22 protein-coding genes and 1 rRNA gene are annotated in these 18,011 nt (G+C 39.3%); 8 read left to right on the forward strand and 15 right to left on the reverse strand.

Annotated features, from left to right (window positions below; all coding sequences use genetic code 11):
• Positions 1 to 6: 6 nt before the first annotated feature.
• From rpsJ to ftsY, 4 genes are all read right to left on the reverse strand, one after another.
• On the reverse strand, positions 7 to 318 hold the full coding sequence (gene rpsJ / locus DPV95_RS05805) for a 30S ribosomal protein S10 (protein ID WP_001181005.1): 312 nt from the start codon (positions 316 to 318) through the stop codon (positions 7 to 9).
• Between the two features lie 320 nt (positions 319 to 638).
• Positions 639 to 1,571 carry a permease-like cell division protein FtsX gene (ftsX, locus tag DPV95_RS05810; protein WP_005698904.1) on the reverse strand — a complete coding sequence of 311 codons (933 nt, stop codon included), beginning with the start codon at positions 1,569 to 1,571 and terminating at the stop codon, positions 639 to 641.
• A 9-nt stretch (positions 1,572 to 1,580) separates the two neighbouring features.
• A complete protein-coding gene (gene ftsE / locus DPV95_RS05815) occupies positions 1,581 to 2,237 on the reverse strand; it encodes a cell division ATP-binding protein FtsE (protein WP_049364690.1) in 657 nt (218 codons plus the stop codon).
• 14 nt (positions 2,238 to 2,251) lie between these two features.
• On the reverse strand, positions 2,252 to 3,709 hold the full coding sequence (gene ftsY / locus DPV95_RS05820; RefSeq protein WP_111406794.1) for a signal recognition particle-docking protein FtsY: 1,458 nt from the start codon (positions 3,707 to 3,709) through the stop codon (positions 2,252 to 2,254).
• A 98-nt stretch (positions 3,710 to 3,807) separates the two neighbouring features.
• Between ftsY and rsmD the strand changes: the two genes are divergently transcribed.
• Positions 3,808 to 4,392: a 16S rRNA (guanine(966)-N(2))-methyltransferase RsmD gene (gene rsmD, locus DPV95_RS05825; protein WP_065243426.1), complete on the forward strand. Its 585-nt coding sequence runs from the start codon at positions 3,808 to 3,810 to the stop codon at positions 4,390 to 4,392.
• Between the two features lie 9 nt (positions 4,393 to 4,401).
• Entirely contained in the window at positions 4,402 to 4,878 is a 477-nt protein-coding gene (gene trmL / locus DPV95_RS05830) for a tRNA (uridine(34)/cytosine(34)/5-carboxymethylaminomethyluridine(34)-2'-O)-methyltransferase TrmL (RefSeq protein WP_005695079.1), read from the forward strand.
• Between the two features lie 424 nt (positions 4,879 to 5,302).
• On the opposite strand, the gene DPV95_RS05835 is transcribed toward trmL, so the two are convergent.
• Together DPV95_RS05835 and DPV95_RS05840 are read right to left on the reverse strand one after the other, a co-directional pair.
• On the reverse strand, positions 5,303 to 6,058 hold the full coding sequence (locus tag DPV95_RS05835; protein ID WP_111406795.1) for a DeoR/GlpR family transcriptional regulator: 756 nt from the start codon (positions 6,056 to 6,058) through the stop codon (positions 5,303 to 5,305).
• A gap of 21 nt (positions 6,059 to 6,079) precedes the next feature.
• Positions 6,080 to 6,706: a rhomboid family intramembrane serine protease gene (locus tag DPV95_RS05840; protein WP_111406796.1), complete on the reverse strand. Its 627-nt coding sequence runs from the start codon at positions 6,704 to 6,706 to the stop codon at positions 6,080 to 6,082.
• 50 nt (positions 6,707 to 6,756) lie between these two features.
• Here DPV95_RS05840 and DPV95_RS05845 point away from each other — a divergent pair, with 50 nt between their 5' ends.
• The gene (locus DPV95_RS05845) at positions 6,757 to 7,074 is read left to right on the forward strand and encodes a DUF5389 domain-containing protein (RefSeq protein WP_111406797.1); all 318 of its coding nucleotides are present in this window, start codon (positions 6,757 to 6,759) and stop codon (positions 7,072 to 7,074) included.
• A 97-nt stretch (positions 7,075 to 7,171) separates the two neighbouring features.
• On the opposite strand, the gene pgdx is transcribed toward DPV95_RS05845, so the two are convergent.
• Entirely contained in the window at positions 7,172 to 7,897 is a 726-nt protein-coding gene (gene pgdx / locus DPV95_RS05850; RefSeq protein ID WP_049368063.1) for a hybrid peroxiredoxin PGdx, read from the reverse strand.
• A gap of 133 nt (positions 7,898 to 8,030) precedes the next feature.
• Between pgdx and oxyR the strand changes: the two genes are divergently transcribed.
• Together oxyR and fabR are read left to right on the forward strand one after the other, a co-directional pair.
• The gene (oxyR, locus tag DPV95_RS05855; protein WP_049368062.1) at positions 8,031 to 8,936 is read left to right on the forward strand and encodes a DNA-binding transcriptional regulator OxyR; all 906 of its coding nucleotides are present in this window, start codon (positions 8,031 to 8,033) and stop codon (positions 8,934 to 8,936) included.
• A gap of 25 nt (positions 8,937 to 8,961) precedes the next feature.
• Complete coding sequence (fabR, locus tag DPV95_RS05860) at positions 8,962 to 9,585, forward strand: HTH-type transcriptional repressor FabR (RefSeq protein ID WP_014064558.1); 624 nt, start codon at positions 8,962 to 8,964, stop codon at positions 9,583 to 9,585.
• A 67-nt stretch (positions 9,586 to 9,652) separates the two neighbouring features.
• On the opposite strand, the gene DPV95_RS05865 is transcribed toward fabR, so the two are convergent.
• Positions 9,653 to 10,471 carry a 5'-nucleotidase, lipoprotein e(P4) family gene (locus DPV95_RS05865; RefSeq protein ID WP_049368061.1) on the reverse strand — a complete coding sequence of 273 codons (819 nt, stop codon included), beginning with the start codon at positions 10,469 to 10,471 and terminating at the stop codon, positions 9,653 to 9,655.
• 251 nt (positions 10,472 to 10,722) lie between these two features.
• On the opposite strand from DPV95_RS05865, the gene ftsB reads away from it, so the two are divergent.
• Genes ftsB through ispF form a run of 3 tightly spaced genes read left to right on the forward strand, consistent with a single transcriptional unit; the run spans position 10,723 to position 12,157 of the window.
• Positions 10,723 to 11,001, forward strand: a complete 279-nt coding sequence (gene ftsB, locus DPV95_RS05870; RefSeq protein WP_005695064.1) for a cell division protein FtsB — start codon at positions 10,723 to 10,725, stop codon at positions 10,999 to 11,001.
• Positions 11,001 to 11,684, forward strand: a complete 684-nt coding sequence (gene ispD, locus DPV95_RS05875; protein ID WP_049368060.1) for a 2-C-methyl-D-erythritol 4-phosphate cytidylyltransferase — start codon at positions 11,001 to 11,003, stop codon at positions 11,682 to 11,684. The genes ftsB and ispD overlap by 1 nt, the downstream gene beginning before the upstream one ends.
• Positions 11,681 to 12,157 carry a 2-C-methyl-D-erythritol 2,4-cyclodiphosphate synthase gene (gene ispF, locus DPV95_RS05880; RefSeq protein ID WP_049368059.1) on the forward strand — a complete coding sequence of 159 codons (477 nt, stop codon included), beginning with the start codon at positions 11,681 to 11,683 and terminating at the stop codon, positions 12,155 to 12,157. Before ispD ends, ispF begins: the two co-directional genes overlap by 4 nt.
• A 56-nt stretch (positions 12,158 to 12,213) precedes the next feature.
• Here ispF and mscL read toward each other — a convergent pair whose 3' ends face one another.
• The 7 genes from mscL to rrf all read right to left on the reverse strand — a co-directional run bounded on the left by mscL (position 12,214) and on the right by rrf (position 17,968).
• Complete coding sequence (gene mscL / locus DPV95_RS05885) at positions 12,214 to 12,600, reverse strand: large-conductance mechanosensitive channel protein MscL (RefSeq protein WP_049364681.1); 387 nt, start codon at positions 12,598 to 12,600, stop codon at positions 12,214 to 12,216.
• A gap of 78 nt (positions 12,601 to 12,678) precedes the next feature.
• Positions 12,679 to 14,055 carry a Trk system potassium transporter TrkA gene (gene trkA, locus DPV95_RS05890; RefSeq protein ID WP_049368058.1) on the reverse strand — a complete coding sequence of 459 codons (1,377 nt, stop codon included), beginning with the start codon at positions 14,053 to 14,055 and terminating at the stop codon, positions 12,679 to 12,681.
• On the reverse strand, positions 14,052 to 14,867 hold the full coding sequence (locus DPV95_RS05895) for a glycosyltransferase family A protein (RefSeq protein WP_049368057.1): 816 nt from the start codon (positions 14,865 to 14,867) through the stop codon (positions 14,052 to 14,054). Before DPV95_RS05895 ends, trkA begins: the two co-directional genes overlap by 4 nt.
• Entirely contained in the window at positions 14,868 to 16,205 is a 1,338-nt protein-coding gene (rsmB, locus tag DPV95_RS05900) for a 16S rRNA (cytosine(967)-C(5))-methyltransferase RsmB (RefSeq protein WP_049368056.1), read from the reverse strand.
• Positions 16,205 to 17,161, reverse strand: coding sequence for a methionyl-tRNA formyltransferase (fmt, locus tag DPV95_RS05905; protein ID WP_049368055.1), 957 nt, complete (start codon positions 17,159 to 17,161; stop codon positions 16,205 to 16,207). The genes rsmB and fmt overlap by 1 nt, the downstream gene beginning before the upstream one ends.
• Positions 17,162 to 17,220: 59 nt before the next feature.
• Positions 17,221 to 17,730 carry a peptide deformylase gene (gene def, locus DPV95_RS05910; protein WP_049368054.1) on the reverse strand — a complete coding sequence of 170 codons (510 nt, stop codon included), beginning with the start codon at positions 17,728 to 17,730 and terminating at the stop codon, positions 17,221 to 17,223.
• A gap of 122 nt (positions 17,731 to 17,852) precedes the next feature.
• Positions 17,853 to 17,968, reverse strand: a 5S ribosomal RNA gene (rrf, locus tag DPV95_RS05915).
• Positions 17,969 to 18,011 lie beyond the last annotated feature (43 nt).

Genomic DNA, 18,011 nt, shown 5'->3' on the forward strand with positions numbered 1-18,011 from the left:
TCTTAATTAACCTAGGCTGATCTGCACGTCCACGCCGGCAGCCAAATCTAAACGCATTAATGCATCAACAGTTTTTTCTGTTGGCTCTACGATATCTACTAAACGTTTGTGTGTACGAATTTCGTATTGGTCACGCGCGTCTTTGTTCACGTGTGGAGAAATCAACACGGTGAAACGCTCTTTACGAGTTGGTAAAGGGATTGGACCACGAACTTGTGCACCAGTACGTTTAGCTGTTTCTACGATCTCCGCAGTAGATTGATCGATCAAACGGTGATCGAAAGCTTTTAAGCGGATACGGATTCTTTGGTTCTGCATTAGACCAGAGCTCCAATAAAATTTAGCTAATAAAAAACTAACACCAATCACAATTCTAACTTCAAAATAGAAAAGGAGGTGTAAGTTACCTGTTATATAGTCTCCAAATCGGAAACATTGTTAGTATTACATATCGTAATACTCGTTTAATAAATGATTACATTAAACGGCTTTCAATATCTGAAAGCCCGTGGATATTACACAAAAACACCTAATTATGCAAGCTTTTTGTTCAATTAATTTCCACAAATAAAAAAGTGCGGTCATTTTCTCGAGTATTTTTCACCTGAAAAAATGACCGCACTTTTATAAAATGAAATCTACAGCTTATTATCTAACATTGCAATATGTCTTGTTGCGGCAATCCAAGCGCCAACATAGCCCATAATCAAGCAGCTTACTAATAAGAAGATCAGCTCGCCTACGCCTAACCCATTGAGCTCAAAGGTGACCGCAAAGATATCCGTCACATATTTCACTGCAGAAGTAAAGTAACCCACAATAAGACTACTAAATACAGCTGCGACAAATCCACCTAGCACTGCATAAATCATACCAGTGTAAAGATAAGGACGAAGAATAAATTGATCCGTTGCACCTAATAGCTTCATCACATCAATACTTGCACGACTGCTATAAACATCGGAACGAATGCTATTTCCGATAACAAGGAATACCGCTATTGTCATTAACACCGTGCAGAAAATTGCCACGTGTGCGAAAAGCCACGAAAGTGCGGTCAATTTTTCCATCCAATCATTATCTAGTCGAACTTCTTGCACGCCTTTAATTTTATTTAAATTTGCGCGTAACTCAGCTCGTTTTTCTGATTCATTAAACGCTTTAGACGGTTTCACCATCACCACTGCCGGCAATGGGTTGTCATCTAAAATTTCTAACTCTTCACCAAAACCAGACCAACTTTTAAATTCTTTCAAACTGTCTTGGCGAGAAACATAATTTAACGATTCAACACCTTCTTGCTGACGGATTTTTTCTACCACTAAGTTAGCATCTTCTTCACTTAAATTTTTATGTAAATAGATTGTGAGTTCGCTTTCCGGATAAAATTGAGTTGTCGCTAAGTGTAAATTTTTCCATAACAAATAGCTCACCGTTGGAATCGTGAGAGATACGGCAATCACAAGAATTGTTAGTAATGTACCAAATTTACGTTTTACTAAATCGTTCAAAACAGAACGCAAAGTATAAGCAGTTTGCACGCCAAAAGAAGCATCAATACGTCTTGTCATTTTTTATCCTTAATAGCGTAAGTAGCCTTGTTCAAGCACAAGACATGGTTTTGGTTTTTGTTGAATTAAATTGATATCGTGTGTCGCAATTAACACCGTCATGCCTAAACGATTAAACTCTTCAAACAGATTGAAAATCCCTAAGGAAAGTTCATCATCAAGGTTACCTGTAGGCTCATCCGCTAATAAAAGTTGCGGTTTATGTACGATTGCACGCGCGATATCGACACGTTGTTGCTCCCCACCTGAAATTTGTGGTGGCATATAATTCGCTTTACTACGTAAGCCCACACGATCTAATGCAACCAATGCGCGTGTATGTGCTTCTTTCGGGTTCATGCCAGCAATAATCAATGGCAACGCCACATTTTCTGCCACGCTACGATCCGTTAATAAACGGTAATCTTGGTGAACCATACCGATTTGACGACGTAAAAATGGGATTTCATATTTCGACAAACGCGTAATATCATGACCATTAAACCAAATATTACCGGCATTCGCCTTTTCCATTCCCATGATTAATTTAAGCAAGGTACTTTTACCCGCGCCAGAATGCCCAACAAGATAAGTCATACTTCCAACAGGAAGATGAAAATTCAAACCCTGCAAGGCCGGCTGAGTCGCACCGTGATAAGCTTTAGAGACATTTGAAAATCGAATCACTTTATTATTCCTTTTTATTCTTCATTTTCGTGAACAAATAATGCTTCAATAAATTCTTCTGCATTAAATTCGCGTAAATCTTCAATTTTTTCACCCACACCAATATAACGAATTGGTAAATTAAACTGATCTGCAATGGCGAAAATTACCCCACCTTTTGCTGTTCCGTCTAATTTGGTTAATGTAATACCTGTTAACCCAACCGCCTCATTAAAGAGTTTGGCTTGGCTAATTGCATTTTGTCCTGTACCCGCATCTAAGGTAAGCATAATTTCGTGCGGTGCAGTTTCATCATATTTTCTCATGACGCGAACAATTTTCTTCAATTCATCCATGAGATTATTTTTATTTTGTAAACGTCCTGCCGTATCCGCAATTAAAATATCAATGTTACGTGCTGCGGCAGATTGCATCGCATCAAAAATCACCGACGCAGAATCTGAACCCGTACTTTGTGCCACCACTGGAATATTGTTACGCTCACCCCATACTTGAAGTTGTTCTACTGCTGCGGCACGGAAAGTATCCCCTGCGGCTAACATGACTGATTTACCTTCATTTTGGAATTTACGAGCTAACTTACCAATTGTGGTTGTTTTACCTACACCATTCACGCCAACCATTAAAATAACATACGGTTTTTTAGTCGTATCAATAACTAGCGGCTGCGCGACAGGTTTTAAGATCTCCGCCATTTCAACTTTAAGTTGTTGGTAAAGCAATTCTGCATCTTGTAATTGTTTGCGACTTGCGTGCTCGGTTAAATTCTTAATGATTTTATTCGTTGTTGGCACGCCAATATCGGCAATCAAAAGCTGCTCTTCCAACTCATCAAACAAATCATCATCAATTTTTTTGCCTAAAAAGAAAGAGCGGAAACCCGCACCAATATTTTGTTTGGTTTTGAGTAAGCCTTTGACTAAACGACTGAAAAAGCCACCTTCACTTGGTTTTTCTTGCGTTTCGGTATTGATCTCTGAACGTAATTCGTCTTTAACATCTTCAACAATTTCAGGCTCAATCTCCGCTTCAACCACAGGAAGATCTTCAACGACATTATCTGGTTCAATAATGCTTTCTGCTGGCTCTTCTGTAGGAAGTGCGGTAGCAATTTCTTCTGTTTTTACCGTTTCTTCATCAATTGTTTCAATCACCGGTGTATCTAAAACAGGTTCAACATTGACCGCACTTTCAGGTGAAATCACTTGTTCTACGATAGGTTCAAGATGCTCAACAACGACCTCTTCTGCTTTCTCTTCTTGCAGTTGTTCAGCTAATTCCTGTAATTCTTCCTGTTCAACTTGCTCTAATTGAACGTTCTCTTCAGCATGACAAATTTCTTCCTCAGGTGAAACATCGGCAGGTTCTACAGATGGCTCTTCAATAATTGGCTCAACTTTTTGTTCTTCTTGCTTTTTATTGCGACCAAAAAGGGAGGCCCAAAATCCACCTTTTTTCTTTTCTTCTGACATAAATTCTTCTCTTAAACACAAATCTGTAAAAAATACTGCCTATTCTAGCAAAAAATCGTCTAAACTAAGCACAATTTTCACTAAAAATCTGTTTCTTTATGAAAAAAATGCAAGTTCAAAATGCCAAAGGCGAAGTTCGAATCATCGCAGGTCTTTGGCGAGGGCGAAAATTACCGGTTTTAAATGCGGAAGGGTTGCGCCCTACAGGTGATCGCGTGAAAGAAACCTTATTCAACTGGTTGATGCCTTATATTGTGGATAGCCATTGTCTTGATTGCTTTGCGGGTAGTGGCTCACTTGGCTTTGAGGCTCTTTCTCGACAAGCGAAACAGGTAACGTTTTTAGAGTTGGATAAAACCGTAGCGAATCAATTAAAGAAAAATTTACAAACGCTAAAAACGACGACTGAACAAGCTCAAGTAATCAATCAAAATAGCTTAGAATTTTTAAAACAAGCGCAAAATCAACCGCACTTTGATGTGGTATTTTTGGATCCACCTTTTCATTTTGGCTTAGCAGAACAAGCAATTGCACTATTAGAGGAAAAGAATTGGCTCTTACCTCATGCATTGATTTATGTGGAAACAGAAAAAGACAAACCGCTTAGCGCGCCTGATAATTGGCAATTACTAAAAGAAAAAACCACAGGTATGGTGAGTTACCGCCTGTATCAAAAAGATTAGGAAATCATTATGTTAGACATTGTGTTATACGAACCTGAAATTCCACAAAATACGGGAAATATTATTCGTCTTTGTGCCAACACTGGCTTTCGTCTTCATTTAATCGAGCCACTTGGCTTTACCTGGGATGATAAAAAATTACGTCGTTCTGGCTTGGATTATCATGAATTTGCTGAAATCAAAAAACATAAAACCTTTGAAGCCTTTTTAGAAAGCGAAAAACCGAAACGTCTTTTTGCACTCACCACTAAAGGCGGCCCTGCGCATAGCGAAGTGCAATTTGAATTAGGGGATTATTTAATGTTTGGCCCAGAAACCCGTGGTATTCCAATGTCTATTTTGGATAAGATGCCAATGGAACAAAAAATCCGTATCCCAATGACAGCAAATAGCCGCAGTATGAACTTATCTAACTCGGTAGCTGTTGCAGTTTATGAAGCTTGGCGACAACTTGGTTACGAAGGCGCGGTGAATTTAAATCGATAAAAACCAATAAAATAGCTGCTTATTTTATACACAAAAATAAGCAGCTTTCTTTTTGCATTTAATTTGTGATCTCGATCACATATTTATAATTTTAAGATTCCCTTTTTACCAAAACAGCAGTATAAATAAATTACATTTAGAGAGGGATCTCGATGTACCCACTTGATCTATCAAGCTCTAGTCTTTCTTGACTCTTCAAGCAAACCTTCCCCGTTGTCCTAAATAAAGAATTGGCAGTCGAATGATTTGCCCTCCATTTGTATCCCTAAAATTTAACAACTATTGCAGCAAAATTAGTTTCATCTCACATCAATAAGGAGGTTGGGTGAATGAAGTTAATTTTGAATTGGTCGAAACAGCAGTGGCTAGGCATGGATGCTTACCAAAAAAGTGCGGTCAATTTTGGCCGCACTTCCTATTTCTATCATTTGCAAATCACTAACCTTGTATTGCTATTTTCTAAATAATCCGCAATTTGTTTTGGCACATCATCGGTGAAAAGATAATCTACATCTTTAAGCTCCCCTAATCGCACAATCGCTTGTCGAGAGAATTTCGAATGGTCGGTCGCTAATAAGGTTTGGCGAGAGCTTTCTATAATGGCTCGTTTCACTTGGACTTCATGGTAATCATAGTCCAACAATGAACCATCAAGGTCTATTGCACTAATGCCCAGAATTCCAAAATCTAAACGGAATTGCGAAATAAAATTAACCGTTGCCTCACCAATGATTCCGCCATCCTTACGTAATGAGCCCCCCGCCATCGTAATATCAAAGGTTTCATTTTGTCGTAATAAATGAGCGGCATTGATATTATTTGTCACAATACGTAAACGTTCATGACTTAACAAGGCACTTGCCACCGCTTCAGGCGTGGTTCCAATATCAATAAATAAAGAGGCACCATTTGGAATACGTTTTACTACCTCTCGAGCAATAGCACTTTTTTGGGAAGGGAAAAATTGTTTACGTTCAATATAATCAGAATTTTCTGCAGTTGAAGAGGGAGCCGCACCACCATGATGACGACGAATTAAATCTTGTTCCGCCAGAATATTCAGATCGCGTCGAATGGTCTGTGGACTAACTTCCAGTTCGATAACCAGCTCTTCTGTACTGGCATACCCTTTTAGCTTCACAATCTCAATTATTTTCTGATGGCGTAATGATTGCTTCATATAAATGCCTATAAATTTGAATTAGCTAAACGATTTAGCCTTAATTTTACTCTGCAGAAATCCCCAAACCAATCCTAAGATAAAGCCTGAAATGTGGGCAGCGTTGCCTATATTAATACCAAACAACGGACTAATAAAGCCAAATACAAGCCCTACCAGTAACATCGTAAAAAAGCCTTCTGGTAAGTCAAAACTATGCGGGTGCAATTTGTCTACCACCAACACATAACCTAACACGGCATAAACCACACCTGATAGCCCGAAAAAGGCGGGACCGGTAAAATAATTCTGTACAGCGCCACTCACTGCGGCAGACACTAAGACTAATAATAAAAAATGGAAAGAACCAAATCGGCGTTCAATCGCGCCACCAAATAACCAAAACCAAGAAAGGTTAAATAAAATATGCGGTACCGATAAATGAACAATAGCATGAGTGAAATAACGCCATACTTCCTGATCTTCCCAAGAATAAGCCGGATAATGGAATAAATCCATAATTGGCTCTTCAAATCCGATATTCTGCAAGAGATAAATCAACGCACAAAGTGCGGTCAAAATAAACGTGATTTTTTTCTTTCTTAATAAACGTTTCACCAATTTTCTCTCTTGAATCCCATCAGTTTCGCTACCAAATAAAGGCTGCATTTGCTATATTCCTTTTTCATTTAATTTTTGTTCATCATATAAGGTTCATTATGAAAAAACAAACTATGCCGACAGGATTTAGCGGCTTCGCTTGGGGAATTGCGGCATTTTGTTTACCCATTTTACTGTGGCCTATGGCATCTTTGCTTTCTACTTCTTTTGTGAAAAACCCTACACTGAGCGATTTTCAGATCGATCTTTTCTCGATTATCTTTTGGATTTATCCCTTTGTTTTGGTTTTGATTGCGCGTTTACTTTATAAATTACATCAGTATAAACCCAAACTTGCCGTAAAATTATTGCTACTAAGTATGGTCATTTTTTATATTGTTTTAGTCTCTGTTGGCTATATTGGCTTTAGCGTTTAAGAAGATAAAAATGATAAAAATAAAAGGGAGCTTTCGCTCCCTTTAACTTATGTTCCTAATAATCAAAAATATAAAAAATTTCCTACCTAGCAATCAATTATGCAAAGTATTTTTCTAAATCGTCGCTACCGCCGATGTGTTTACCACCGATAAATACTTGTGGCACAGTTGCTCGACCAGAAACCGCACGTACACTCACGATAGTTGCATCATGACCTAATACAATCTCTTCAAAGCTTAAACCTTTATCATGTAAAAGTTGTTTTGCTTTCGCACAGTACGGGCAACCAGGTTTAGTGAAAATTGCGATTGATTCTTGCACTTGGTAGTTTGGTGCAATGTATTTCAACATTGTATCAGCATCAGATACTTTAAACGGATCGCCAGGTTCATTTGGTTCAATAAACATTTTTTCAACTACGCCATTTTTTACGAGCATAGAATAACGCCAAGAACGTTTACCAAAACCTAAATCATCTTTTCCAACTAACATGCCCATACCTTCAGTGAAAGTACCGTTACCATCTGGAATGAATTTTACGTTATGTGCTTCTTCAGCTTCTTTCCACGCATTCATCACAAACGTATCATTTACTGATACAACTAAAATATCATCTACACCATATTGTTTGAAAACTGGCGCAAGTTCGTTATAACGTGGTAAGTGAGAAGATGAACAAGTTGGCGTGAACGCACCCGGTAATGAGAAAACAACAACTGTTTTGTTATCAAATAATTCAGATGTGGTCACATCAACCCATTGATCGCCTTGACGAGTACGAAATGTAACTTGTGGAACTTTTTTTCCTTCCATATTAGACATAGTGTGTCTCCTTCTAGTTAATTAAATTTATTTGTTCTAAAAAACTTTATAGGCATTATAATAGCTTTATGATATAGTCTCAATCAATTAATTCTATCCTTTTAATTGACATATTCTATAAAGTGAGAATCCTATGAATATCCGTGATTTAGAATACTTAGTAGCGCTTTCCGAGTTTAAACATTTCCGTCGTGCTGCGGATTCTTGCAATGTTAGCCAACCAACTTTAAGTGGTCAAATCCGCAAACTCGAAGATGAATTAGGCATTATTTTACTTGAACGTACGAGCCGTAAAGTACTCTTCACGCAATCAGGTATGTTACTTGTCGATCAAGCTCGCACTGTATTACGTGAAGTAAAATTACTCAAAGAAATGGCTAGCAATCAAGGTAAAGAAATGACAGGTCCATTACACATTGGATTAATCCCAACAGTTGGTCCTTACCTACTTCCTTATATTGTACCAACATTGAAAGAAACTTTCCCAGATTTAGAAGTTTTTCTTTACGAAGCCCAAACTCACCAACTATTAGAACAATTAGAAACTGGCCGTTTAGATTGTGCGATTGTCGCTCGCGTACCCGAAACGGAAGCGTTTATCGAAGTACCCATTTTTGATGAAAAAATGTTACTAGCAGTTTCAGAACAGCATCCATGGGCGTCAGAAAGCAAAATTGCCATGAATACCTTAAAAGGGCAAGAAATGCTTATGCTAGATGATGGGCACTGCTTACGTAATCAAGCGTTAGATTATTGTTTTACGGCAGGAGCGAAAGAGGACTCTCACTTCCAAGCAACGAGTCTGGAAACCTTACGTAATATGGTGGCAGCCAATGCAGGTATTACCTTTATGCCAGAACTTGCTGTATTAAATGAAGGCACACGTAAAGGCGTAAAATATATTCCTTGTCATTCACCAGAACCCGCTCGTACTATTGCGCTTGTTTACCGTCCAGGCTCTCCGTTACGTAATCGTTATGAACGCGTTGCAAATGCGATCAGTGAGCAAGTTAAATCAATTTTAGCGAATAAAAAATAATTCATCATAGACTGAGGAAAACCAAATGGCTGGTGTTCGAGCAATTCAAAAAGAAAAAACCCGTCGGGCCTTAATTGACGCCGCATTCAATCAGTTGAGTGCAGAAAAAAGCTTTTCTAATTTAAGCTTACGTGAAGTTGCGCGTGAAGCGGGTATTGCACCAACTTCTTTCTATCGCCACTTTAGCGATATGGATGAGCTCGGATTAGAAATGGTGGATGAAGCCGGCTTAACGCTTCGCCAATTAATGCGCCAAGCGCGTAAACGCATTGATGCCGGCGGCAGTGTCATCCGTGTTTCTGTTGAAACCTTTTTTGAATTTATCACTCACAGCACTAACGTGTTCCGTTTGCTCTTACGTGAAAGTTCGGGGACTTCTCAAGCTTTCCGTACTGCAGCGGCCCGCGAAATCAAACACTTTGTGGATGAATTAGCTGAATACATTGCGAAGAAAAATCACTATTCTCAATATGTCTCTTATGTACAGGCAGAAGGCATGGTAACCATCGTATTCACAGCTGGCTCCAATGCCTTAGATATGACGAAGGCCGAACAAGATTTGCTAAAAGAACGTGTAATCTTACAGCTCCGTATGCTCGCTAAAGGTGGCGACTTCGCCGCTCATAAAGAAAAAATGATGCGAAAATAGACCGCACTTTTCGACTAAAACAAAACACCCGCATCTCTGCGGGTGTTGCTTTATCTCAAGAAGGGAATTATTTACCATCCCAAGCTTTAATTGCATCTAAACGCGCTTTCACTTTGCTACTTGAATCACCTTTGAAGTAATCTTTCGCTAAGCCGCCTTCAAAACCACCGTAGTTCGGGTTAGGTAAAACGATGAATGTTTTACCAAATTTCGCTTTGTTTTGTGCAACGAAATCACGGCGTTCTGCATTTTGTTTACCATAGATCGCATCACCGAAGTCATCGAGGTTATCACCCACATAAACAACGATTTCATAGCCTTGTTTTTCAATTTCTTCAAAACGTGCTGCTTTTGGTGATTTATCTTTTTTCAAGTAAAACGCTGAGTCTTCAACACCATTAAAACCTAAACGTTTCATGTCATCAATCGTACCTGCTTTTTCATTGCTTTCTTTACGATTAGAAACGTAGAACATTTTACCGCCGTGGGTATTTACATAGTTATTGAATTCTACTGCGCCTGGTACAACACCTGATTGACGAGCTTCTACCCAACGAGTCCAATCTTTGCCATCAAATGGTTTATTATTTTGAACTTGCCAGCCAGCATAAGGGCTGTTATCTAACATGGTTTCATCTAAGTCCACCACAACAGCTTTTTTCTTACCTTTTTTCACTTTAGCGTGATCAAATGCTACTTTTGCCGCATTGTATGCTTGGTAAGAAAGGGCTTGGTATTCACCTGATTGTTGAATCCAGTTTAGACCTAATACCGCTTGTTGTTGAAGCTGTGCATCAGCTTCTGCACTTTTATTTTGAGTCGCGCAACCCGTTAAAATAAATGCTGACATTGCTGCAATAGCAGTAAGTTTTAATGTTGTTTTCATTGATTGTTCCTTCTGTTAAAAAGTCATAATGACAGGCAAAAGTATAACAAGCCTATTTGGGCAGTGACTATGGGTTTATCAAACTTTATAACTAATTTGTGAGATAGATCACATTTTTCATTCTGAAGTAATCTAACAAGCCCGATGAAATCATTTCAAAAATCATCTTATTTTTTAACCGCACTTTTTCATCGCATTTCGCTGTATTTCACGGTAAACTATCCCCAGTTTTCAGAAATAATAGGTAATTTATGCGTCTTTTCATTGGAATTTTAGTGGGTATTCTCGTGCTATTTCAGTACGATCTTTGGTTTGGTAAAAATGGCTATTTTGACTACAAAGATGTCGCAGCTCAAATCAAAGAGAATAAAGCTGAAAATGAAAAGCTCTCACAAAGAAATCAAATGATTTCCGCCGAAATTCAAGGATTAACAAAAGGCTTTGAATCTATTGAAGAGCGTGCACGCATGAGTCATGATATGGTCAAACCAAACGAAGTGTTCTATCACATCGTCAAAGAGCATAAATAATGAACCGCGAAATTATTGCCGTCATTCCTGCTGCGGGTGTTGGAAGCCGTATGCAAGCAAACAAACCGAAGCAATATCTGAAAATCCTAGACAAGACGATTCTGGAACATACGCTCTCAGTCATTCTATCCCATCCTGCAATCAATCACGTTATCCTTTCGGTGGGAAAAAATGATCCCTATCTTTCTGAAATTACCTTATTCCCTCATCAAAACATCACCCTCGTTGAAGGTGGTGAAACACGAGCTGAGTCAGTTCTAAATGGACTAAATACGATCAAAAATGACCAAGCTTGGGTATTGGTGCATGATGCAGCCAGACCTTGTTTAACCCATCAAGATTTAGATAAATTGCTCCAAATCGATGATGAGCAAGGTGCTATTTTAGCTATTCCAGCGGTCGATACGATTAAACGCGCAAATAAACAACAAGATATTATTAAAACGGAAGATCGCGCTGAACTTTGGCTTGCTCAGACGCCTCAATTTTTCCGTTGCGATCTATTAAGAAATGCGCTTGAACAGGGGCTTTCTCAAGGCGCCAATATTACAGATGAAGCCTCTGCGATGGAACTTGCCGGATTTCAACCGCACTTAGTCGCAGGACGAAGTGATAATATTAAAGTCACGCGTCCAGAAGATTTAGCTTTAGCCGAATTTTATTTAACAAGGAAAACACTATGATACGAATTGGACATGGGTTTGATGTTCATGCCTTTGGTGAAGACCGCCCTTTAATTATTGGTGGCGTTAAAGTGCCTTACCACACTGGGTTTATTGCCCATTCTGATGGCGATGTCGCCTTACATGCCTTAACAGATGCTTTATTAGGTGCAGTAGCATTAGGTGATATTGGTAAACTCTTCCCTGATACCGATATGCAATATAAGAATGCAGATAGCCGTGTTTTATTACGAGAAGCATTCCGCCAAGTACAAGCAAAAGGCTATAAAGTAGGTAATGTGGATGTAACCATTATTGCACAAGCCCCTAAAATGCGTCCTCATATCGATGCAATGCGAGCGAAAATTGCGGAAGATTTACATTGTGATATTGAGCAAGTCAACGTGAAAGCAACCACAACAGAAAAACTTGGCTTTACAGGCCGAAGTGAAGGCATTGCTTGCGAGGCTGTCGCATTATTATTAAAAGCTTAAATTTTAGGTAAAAAAAGGTTGGTAAAATACCAACCTTTTTTATTTGAATTAAATTCTTATTGTTTTTTTAATAAATCGCGAATTTCAGTAAGTAATTCTTCTTGTGAAGGACCTTTTACTTCTTCTACTGGTTTTTTCACTTTGTTGATACCTTTGATCATCATGAAGATTGCAAATGCAATGATGATGAAATCAAAGACGTTTTGAATAAATACACCGTAGTTTAAGGTTACTGCTGGGGTTTCACCCACAGCTTGAGCTAACGTGATTTTCAAATCTTTGAAATCTACGCCACCAGTTAAAATACCTAATACAGGCATTACTACGTCACCGACAAGTGAACTTACGATTTTACCAAAAGCACCACCGATGATCACACCGACTGCCATATCTACTACGTTGCCGCGCATTGCGAATTCGCGGAATTCTTTAAGAAAGCTCATAAAATTTCCTTTTGTGTTGGTTTAAAAAATTAAAAGAGTGCGTATTATAGGTTTTCAGATTAAAAAGTAAACTGTTATTTAAATAAAAAATGCACTTGGTTGGAATAATTTTTCTATTTCTGACACAGATTTCTTGTCATTAATATAAACAATGACACTATCACTTTCTTCAATGGTCACCTGACGACGTGCAATGATAACCTCATTTTTACGTAAAATTGCCGCAATCATTGCACCAACTGGAAGTTTAAGATCGCCAATCTGTCTTCCAACCACATTGGATGTGGTCGAATCGCCATGTACCACAAGTTCAATGGCTTCCGCAGTACCATGACGCAAAGAGGCCACGTTTTTGATATCCCCTTTACGCACATGTCCTAATAAAGCGGAAATTGTCGCTTGTTGTGGTGAAACCGCAATATCAATGGTTCCACCTTGAATCAAATTGATATATGCCATGCGCTGAATCAGTACCATGGCTTTTTTAGCACCAAGACGTTTTGCCAGTAACGCCGACATAATATTGGCTTCATCATCGGCACTTAATGATAAAAAGACATCGACGTTTTCGATATGTTCTTCAAAAAGTAGGTTTTGATCAGAGGCGTCACCATGGAAAACAAGGGTTTTAGAGAGTTTCTCTGCCAACACTTTTGCTTTTTCACCATCACGCTCAATGAGTTTTACTTGATACTTATCTTCTAGCTGTTTTGCCACACCTGAGGCAATATTCCCGCTGCCAACGATCATGATACGCTTGTAAGTTTTCTCAAGGCGTTGCAATTCGCTCATTACCGCTTTAATGTGTTCTGTCGCACAAATGAAGGTGATTTCATCTCCCGCCTCAATAATGGTCGAACCTTGCGGGCGAATTAATTTATCATTACGTAAAATTGAAATAATACGGCAATCAATATGTGGCATATGCTCTTTAAAAGCGGATAACGCATAGCCTACTAATGGACCGCCGTAATACGCTTTTACGATCACAATGCTAATTCGATTATTGGCAAAATGCGCCACTTGCAACGCACCTGGATAAGCAATTAAGCGTGTAATCTCATCTGTAACTAAATTCTCTGGCGAAATCAGATGATCGATTGGTACGTTTTCATCATTAAATAATTTATCTTTCTCACGCAAATATTCCGCATTACGAATACGTGCAATACGTGTTGGGGTATTAAAAAGAGTATATCCCAACTGGCAAGCAATCATATTGATTTCATCTGATGCCGTTACTGCAACCATCAAGTCTGCATCAGCGGCTCCTGCATCACGCAAAACCTTAGGGGAAGAAGGGGAACCTTTAACCACGCGTAAATCATGCTTATCTTGTAAATTCTGCAGATGTTGAGATTCATTATCTACCAGTGTGATGTCGTTATCTTCACTCACTAAATTTGCCGCAAGTGTTGTGCCTACTTGCCCTGCACCTAAGATGATTATTTTCATTCTGTTCTCTCCACAACCAAAGGTCGAATGCCAATTTCAGCTGAATTTAGACCGCACTTTAATGCTTCAATACGGCGACAAATGGTCGATGTTACTTGTTCAGCTTCTGCCATTTTTTCGGCTGTAATCGCTGGATCTTGTTTACCAAATAACAGCCCATCGAGTAAACGTTCTGCATGCATACCTTCACGACAAAAATGCAGAACACCAACATCTTCAAATAATGTCGCTACTTTTGCCATTTTAGTGGTTGCAATGCCTAAAGCGCCATCTTCACCGCCGAGCTCTCGAAATAATTGATGTGTTGGAAATCCGCCGCATGCTAAGAAAAAAGCTTTATTAAAAACGATATTTCCCCCGCAGGTCATGCGCATATATTGCCATGCCTGATCAAAATTAGGGTGTTCCGCATAGCGTTGGGCTAAATTTATTGGTTTTAATGCTAATCTCACCACCGAAGTATCTGGCTGAAAATGAAAGGTTGCCGCCGCCACTTCTAATGCTCCAGGTTCGTATGCATCATCCGCATCTAAAAATGCAACAAAATCGACCGCACTTTTAGCAGAGAGCATTGCGCCCCAATTTCGAGCCATCGCAACGCCACTATTTTTCGGCATTTGTTCGACAGAAATTCTGTCTGGATATTGTTTTGCAAGCTGTAAGGCTAATGCAAATGTATTATCTGTCGATGCATCATCAATCAGCCAAAGGTGACCAAGATTATTTTGCTGCAACACAGACTCTACTGCACGAACAAGCGTTTGTTCAGTGTTATAGCAAGGAATGACGACATCAATTAAAGGCAAATTCATTTAAGCTGACCGTTTTCTCAATTTTGCATAATAGAACCCATCCCCGCCATTCTCTTGTGGTAAGAATTGGATTCCAATCGTATTTTCCGTTTGTTCAAACGGCAATGGCATTAATTCTGCATCGGGTGTTTCAGCTAAAAAATGCTGTATTTGCTGACTGTTCTCATCAGGAAGCACCGAGCAAGTCGCGTAAAGCAAAATACCATTAGGTTTTAATTTTGCCCACAGCGCTTTTAGAATTTGTCCTTGCAAGGCAACCAATTGAGCAATATCCGTTTCTTGACGTAACCATTTAATATCTGGATGACGACGAATCACGCCCGTTGCTGAGCAAGGTGCATCTAATAAAATACGATCAAAGGATGCACCACTTAAACCTATTTCTGAGAGCCACTTTTCTGGCTCGGTAGCATCACCACAAACAACTGTCGCCTGTTGATTCAAACGGGTAAGATTTTCTTCGACGCGTTTTAAGCGATGAGCCTCGACATCAAGCGCAATCACTTTCGCTTGTGGCGCCATTTCTAAAATATGCGTAGTTTTCCCACCTGGTGCCGCGCAAGCATCTAAAATTAATTCACCATTTTGTGGCTCAAGCAATAAGGCCGACCATTGTGCATTGAGATCTTGAACTGTTACTGCACCCTGTTCAAAATTTGGTAGTTTCGAGACAGAAAGTGGGTGTGCTAAGCGCAGAGCATGTGGATTATCACATTCAAATGACTCTATCTCTTGCTCCTCCAACAAAGTGCGATAAGTTTTTGTGCCATTTTGCTGTTGATTGACCCGTAACCACATTGGTGGCTTTTGGTTATTCGCCTCAATAATTTCACGCCAATTCGGATAAGCTTTTTTGAGTTTATTCACAAACCAGTCAGGATGAAGCGTTTCCCAATGTTTATCTACTACAGCAAGAATATTCTCTTGTTCCCGTAAGAAGCGACGCAGTACACCATTAACCAAACCACGGAAACTATCTGATTTCAATGATTTTGTGGCATTAACTACTTCATCTACCGCCGCATGGGCGGGCACGCGCATATAAAGTAATTGGTACAATCCCACCAATAGCAAGCAGTGCACGATGCGGGTTTTCCCCTTCAATGGCTTATCTAATAATTTTTTTATAATATTTTCTAAACGAGGCAATACGCGACAAATACCAAAGGTGATTTCCTGTAATAAAGGTAAATCCTGTGGTTTTACTTGCGATTGCACTTCTGGAAGTAACGTTGATAAGGACTTACCTTGATCTAAAACCTGTAAAATCACTTGAGCAGCAATAGCGCGTACCGAAAGTGCGGTCGATTTTTCCGTTTTTTTTCGTTGAAATACCATTAGTTTAGAACCTTACCAACCTGGAACCAATCTGCTCGACCATTGAGGAAGTCTTGCACAGACATAGGTTTCTTGCCTGCGGGCTGAAGTTGCAATAAATTTAAAACGCCTTCTTTCGTGGCAATTTGGATACCTTTTTTATCGACACTTAAAATTGTTCCTGCCGGTTTATCCACATGTGGCAATACCTCTGCAGCATAAATTTTTAAGGTTTGTTCATTACTCTGCTCATCAGTTAATTGTAGGAAACTAATCGGCCAAGGATTAAACGCGCGAACATTGCGTTCAAGCTGGACTGCCGATAGCGACCAATCTAATTTAGCCTCTTCTTTAGAAAGTTTCTCTGCATAGTTACTTTGGCTATCATCTTGTTTTTCTGCAATGAATTTCCCATCTTCCAAATGATCCAAAACATCAATCAATGCAGCTGGCGCAATTTCAGCTAATTTATGGTAAAGCGAGGTTGAGGTTTCTTGCTCATCAATATCGCAATACACTTTGTGTAACATATCGCCAGTATCTAAGCCTGCATCCATCTGCATAATTGTCACACCAGTTTGTTGATCGCCAGCCCAAATAGACCGCTGAATAGGTGCAGCACCACGCCAACGTGGCAAGAGAGAACCATGCACATTTAAACAACCTAAACGAGGCATATCCAACACTGCTTGAGGTAAAATCAAACCATAAGCGACAACAACCATTACATCGGCATTTAACGCTTTAAGATCTGCTTGTGCGTCTTCTTTACGTAAGGATTTTGGTTGATAAACAGGAATTTGATGCTGTTCTGCTAATTGCTTTACAGGGCTCGCCTGCAATTTTTTACCGCGACCAGCCGGTTTATCTGGCTGCGTATAAACAGCAATAATATTGTGATGAGAATTTAAAAGTGCAGCAAGATGTTGTGCTGCGAAGTCCGGCGTACCGGCAAAGATGATATTCAATGATTTCATAATGTTCTACGTTATGGCGTTAATAGGAAAAGTGCGGTCATTTTATACCGCACTTTTGATTATTGTTTTGCAATTTGTTTTTTATATTTCACTAATTTTTCTTTGATACGTTGACGTTTCAACGGTGAAAGATAATCAACAAATAAAATACCGTTTAAATGATCGATTTCATGCTGAATACAGATCGCTAATAAACCATCTGCATCAAGCGTAAATTCTTTTCCATTACGGTCTAAGGCTTTTACCGTGACTTTTTCTTTACGGGGCACTAAGGCACGGAATCCAGGAATAGATAAACAACCTTCTTCAATGCCTGTTTCACCTTCAGAAGCCAAAATTTCTGGATTGATCAACACTAATTGATTTTGTTTGTCACCTTCAATATCAATCGTAATAATACGTTGCAAGATATCTACTTGTGGAGCGGCAAGACCAATCCCTTCTTCTTGGTACATCGTATCAAACATATCATCTACAATTTTGCGAATGTCATCATTGACTTCTGCAACTGGCTCACAAACAACCTTAAGGTGATCATCTGGATAAATTAATACATTAAGTGCGGTCATATTTTCTCTTGTTTTATTAAAATTACGGCGGTGATTGTATCATAGAATCAACGCTTTGCTAAAATATTGAAAACTCCATAAACAAAAACCCCAAGCCATTCAGCTCGGGGTTCACATTCACTACCTGGCGGTGTCCTACTCTCACATGGGGAAACCCCACACTACCATCGGCGCATCGGCGTTTCACTTCTGAGTTCGGTATGGGGTCAGGTGGGACCACCGCTCTATCGCCGCCAGGATTATTCCTTTAATAACTTCTTCTATCTCTTTCTGCTCTCACT

The organism is Haemophilus parainfluenzae, assembly GCF_003252755.1.
In the GTDB taxonomy this organism is placed as follows: Bacteria; Pseudomonadota; Gammaproteobacteria; order Enterobacterales; family Pasteurellaceae; genus Haemophilus_D; species Haemophilus_D parainfluenzae_N.

What these genes read in the sequence shown, in the direction of transcription:
- rpsJ (WP_001181005.1), bottom strand. Translation starts at nt 318, where the DNA reads ATGCAGAACCAAAGAATCCGTATCCGCTTAAAAGCTTTCGATCACCGT.
- ftsX (WP_005698904.1), bottom strand. Translation starts at nt 1,571, where the DNA reads ATGACAAGACGTATTGATGCTTCTTTTGGCGTGCAAACTGCTTATACT.
- ftsY (WP_111406794.1), bottom strand. Translation starts at nt 3,709, where the DNA reads ATGTCAGAAGAAAAGAAAAAAGGTGGATTTTGGGCCTCCCTTTTTGGT.
- rsmD (WP_065243426.1), top strand. Translation starts at nt 3,808, where the DNA reads ATGAAAAAAATGCAAGTTCAAAATGCCAAAGGCGAAGTTCGAATCATC.
- trmL (WP_005695079.1), top strand. Translation starts at nt 4,402, where the DNA reads ATGTTAGACATTGTGTTATACGAACCTGAAATTCCACAAAATACGGGA.
- DPV95_RS05835 (WP_111406795.1), bottom strand. Translation starts at nt 6,058, where the DNA reads ATGAAGCAATCATTACGCCATCAGAAAATAATTGAGATTGTGAAGCTA.
- DPV95_RS05840 (WP_111406796.1), bottom strand. Translation starts at nt 6,706, where the DNA reads ATGCAGCCTTTATTTGGTAGCGAAACTGATGGGATTCAAGAGAGAAAA.
- DPV95_RS05845 (WP_111406797.1), top strand. Translation starts at nt 6,757, where the DNA reads ATGAAAAAACAAACTATGCCGACAGGATTTAGCGGCTTCGCTTGGGGA.
- pgdx (WP_049368063.1), bottom strand. Translation starts at nt 7,897, where the DNA reads ATGTCTAATATGGAAGGAAAAAAAGTTCCACAAGTTACATTTCGTACT.
- oxyR (WP_049368062.1), top strand. Translation starts at nt 8,031, where the DNA reads ATGAATATCCGTGATTTAGAATACTTAGTAGCGCTTTCCGAGTTTAAA.
- fabR (WP_014064558.1), top strand. Translation starts at nt 8,962, where the DNA reads ATGGCTGGTGTTCGAGCAATTCAAAAAGAAAAAACCCGTCGGGCCTTA.
- DPV95_RS05865 (WP_049368061.1), bottom strand. Translation starts at nt 10,471, where the DNA reads ATGAAAACAACATTAAAACTTACTGCTATTGCAGCAATGTCAGCATTT.
- ftsB (WP_005695064.1), top strand. Translation starts at nt 10,723, where the DNA reads ATGCGTCTTTTCATTGGAATTTTAGTGGGTATTCTCGTGCTATTTCAG.
- ispD (WP_049368060.1), top strand. Translation starts at nt 11,001, where the DNA reads ATGAACCGCGAAATTATTGCCGTCATTCCTGCTGCGGGTGTTGGAAGC.
- ispF (WP_049368059.1), top strand. Translation starts at nt 11,681, where the DNA reads ATGATACGAATTGGACATGGGTTTGATGTTCATGCCTTTGGTGAAGAC.
- mscL (WP_049364681.1), bottom strand. Translation starts at nt 12,600, where the DNA reads ATGAGCTTTCTTAAAGAATTCCGCGAATTCGCAATGCGCGGCAACGTA.
- trkA (WP_049368058.1), bottom strand. Translation starts at nt 14,055, where the DNA reads ATGAAAATAATCATCTTAGGTGCAGGGCAAGTAGGCACAACACTTGCG.
- DPV95_RS05895 (WP_049368057.1), bottom strand. Translation starts at nt 14,867, where the DNA reads ATGAATTTGCCTTTAATTGATGTCGTCATTCCTTGCTATAACACTGAA.
- rsmB (WP_049368056.1), bottom strand. Translation starts at nt 16,205, where the DNA reads ATGGTATTTCAACGAAAAAAAACGGAAAAATCGACCGCACTTTCGGTA.
- fmt (WP_049368055.1), bottom strand. Translation starts at nt 17,161, where the DNA reads ATGAAATCATTGAATATCATCTTTGCCGGTACGCCGGACTTCGCAGCA.
- def (WP_049368054.1), bottom strand. Translation starts at nt 17,730, where the DNA reads ATGACCGCACTTAATGTATTAATTTATCCAGATGATCACCTTAAGGTT.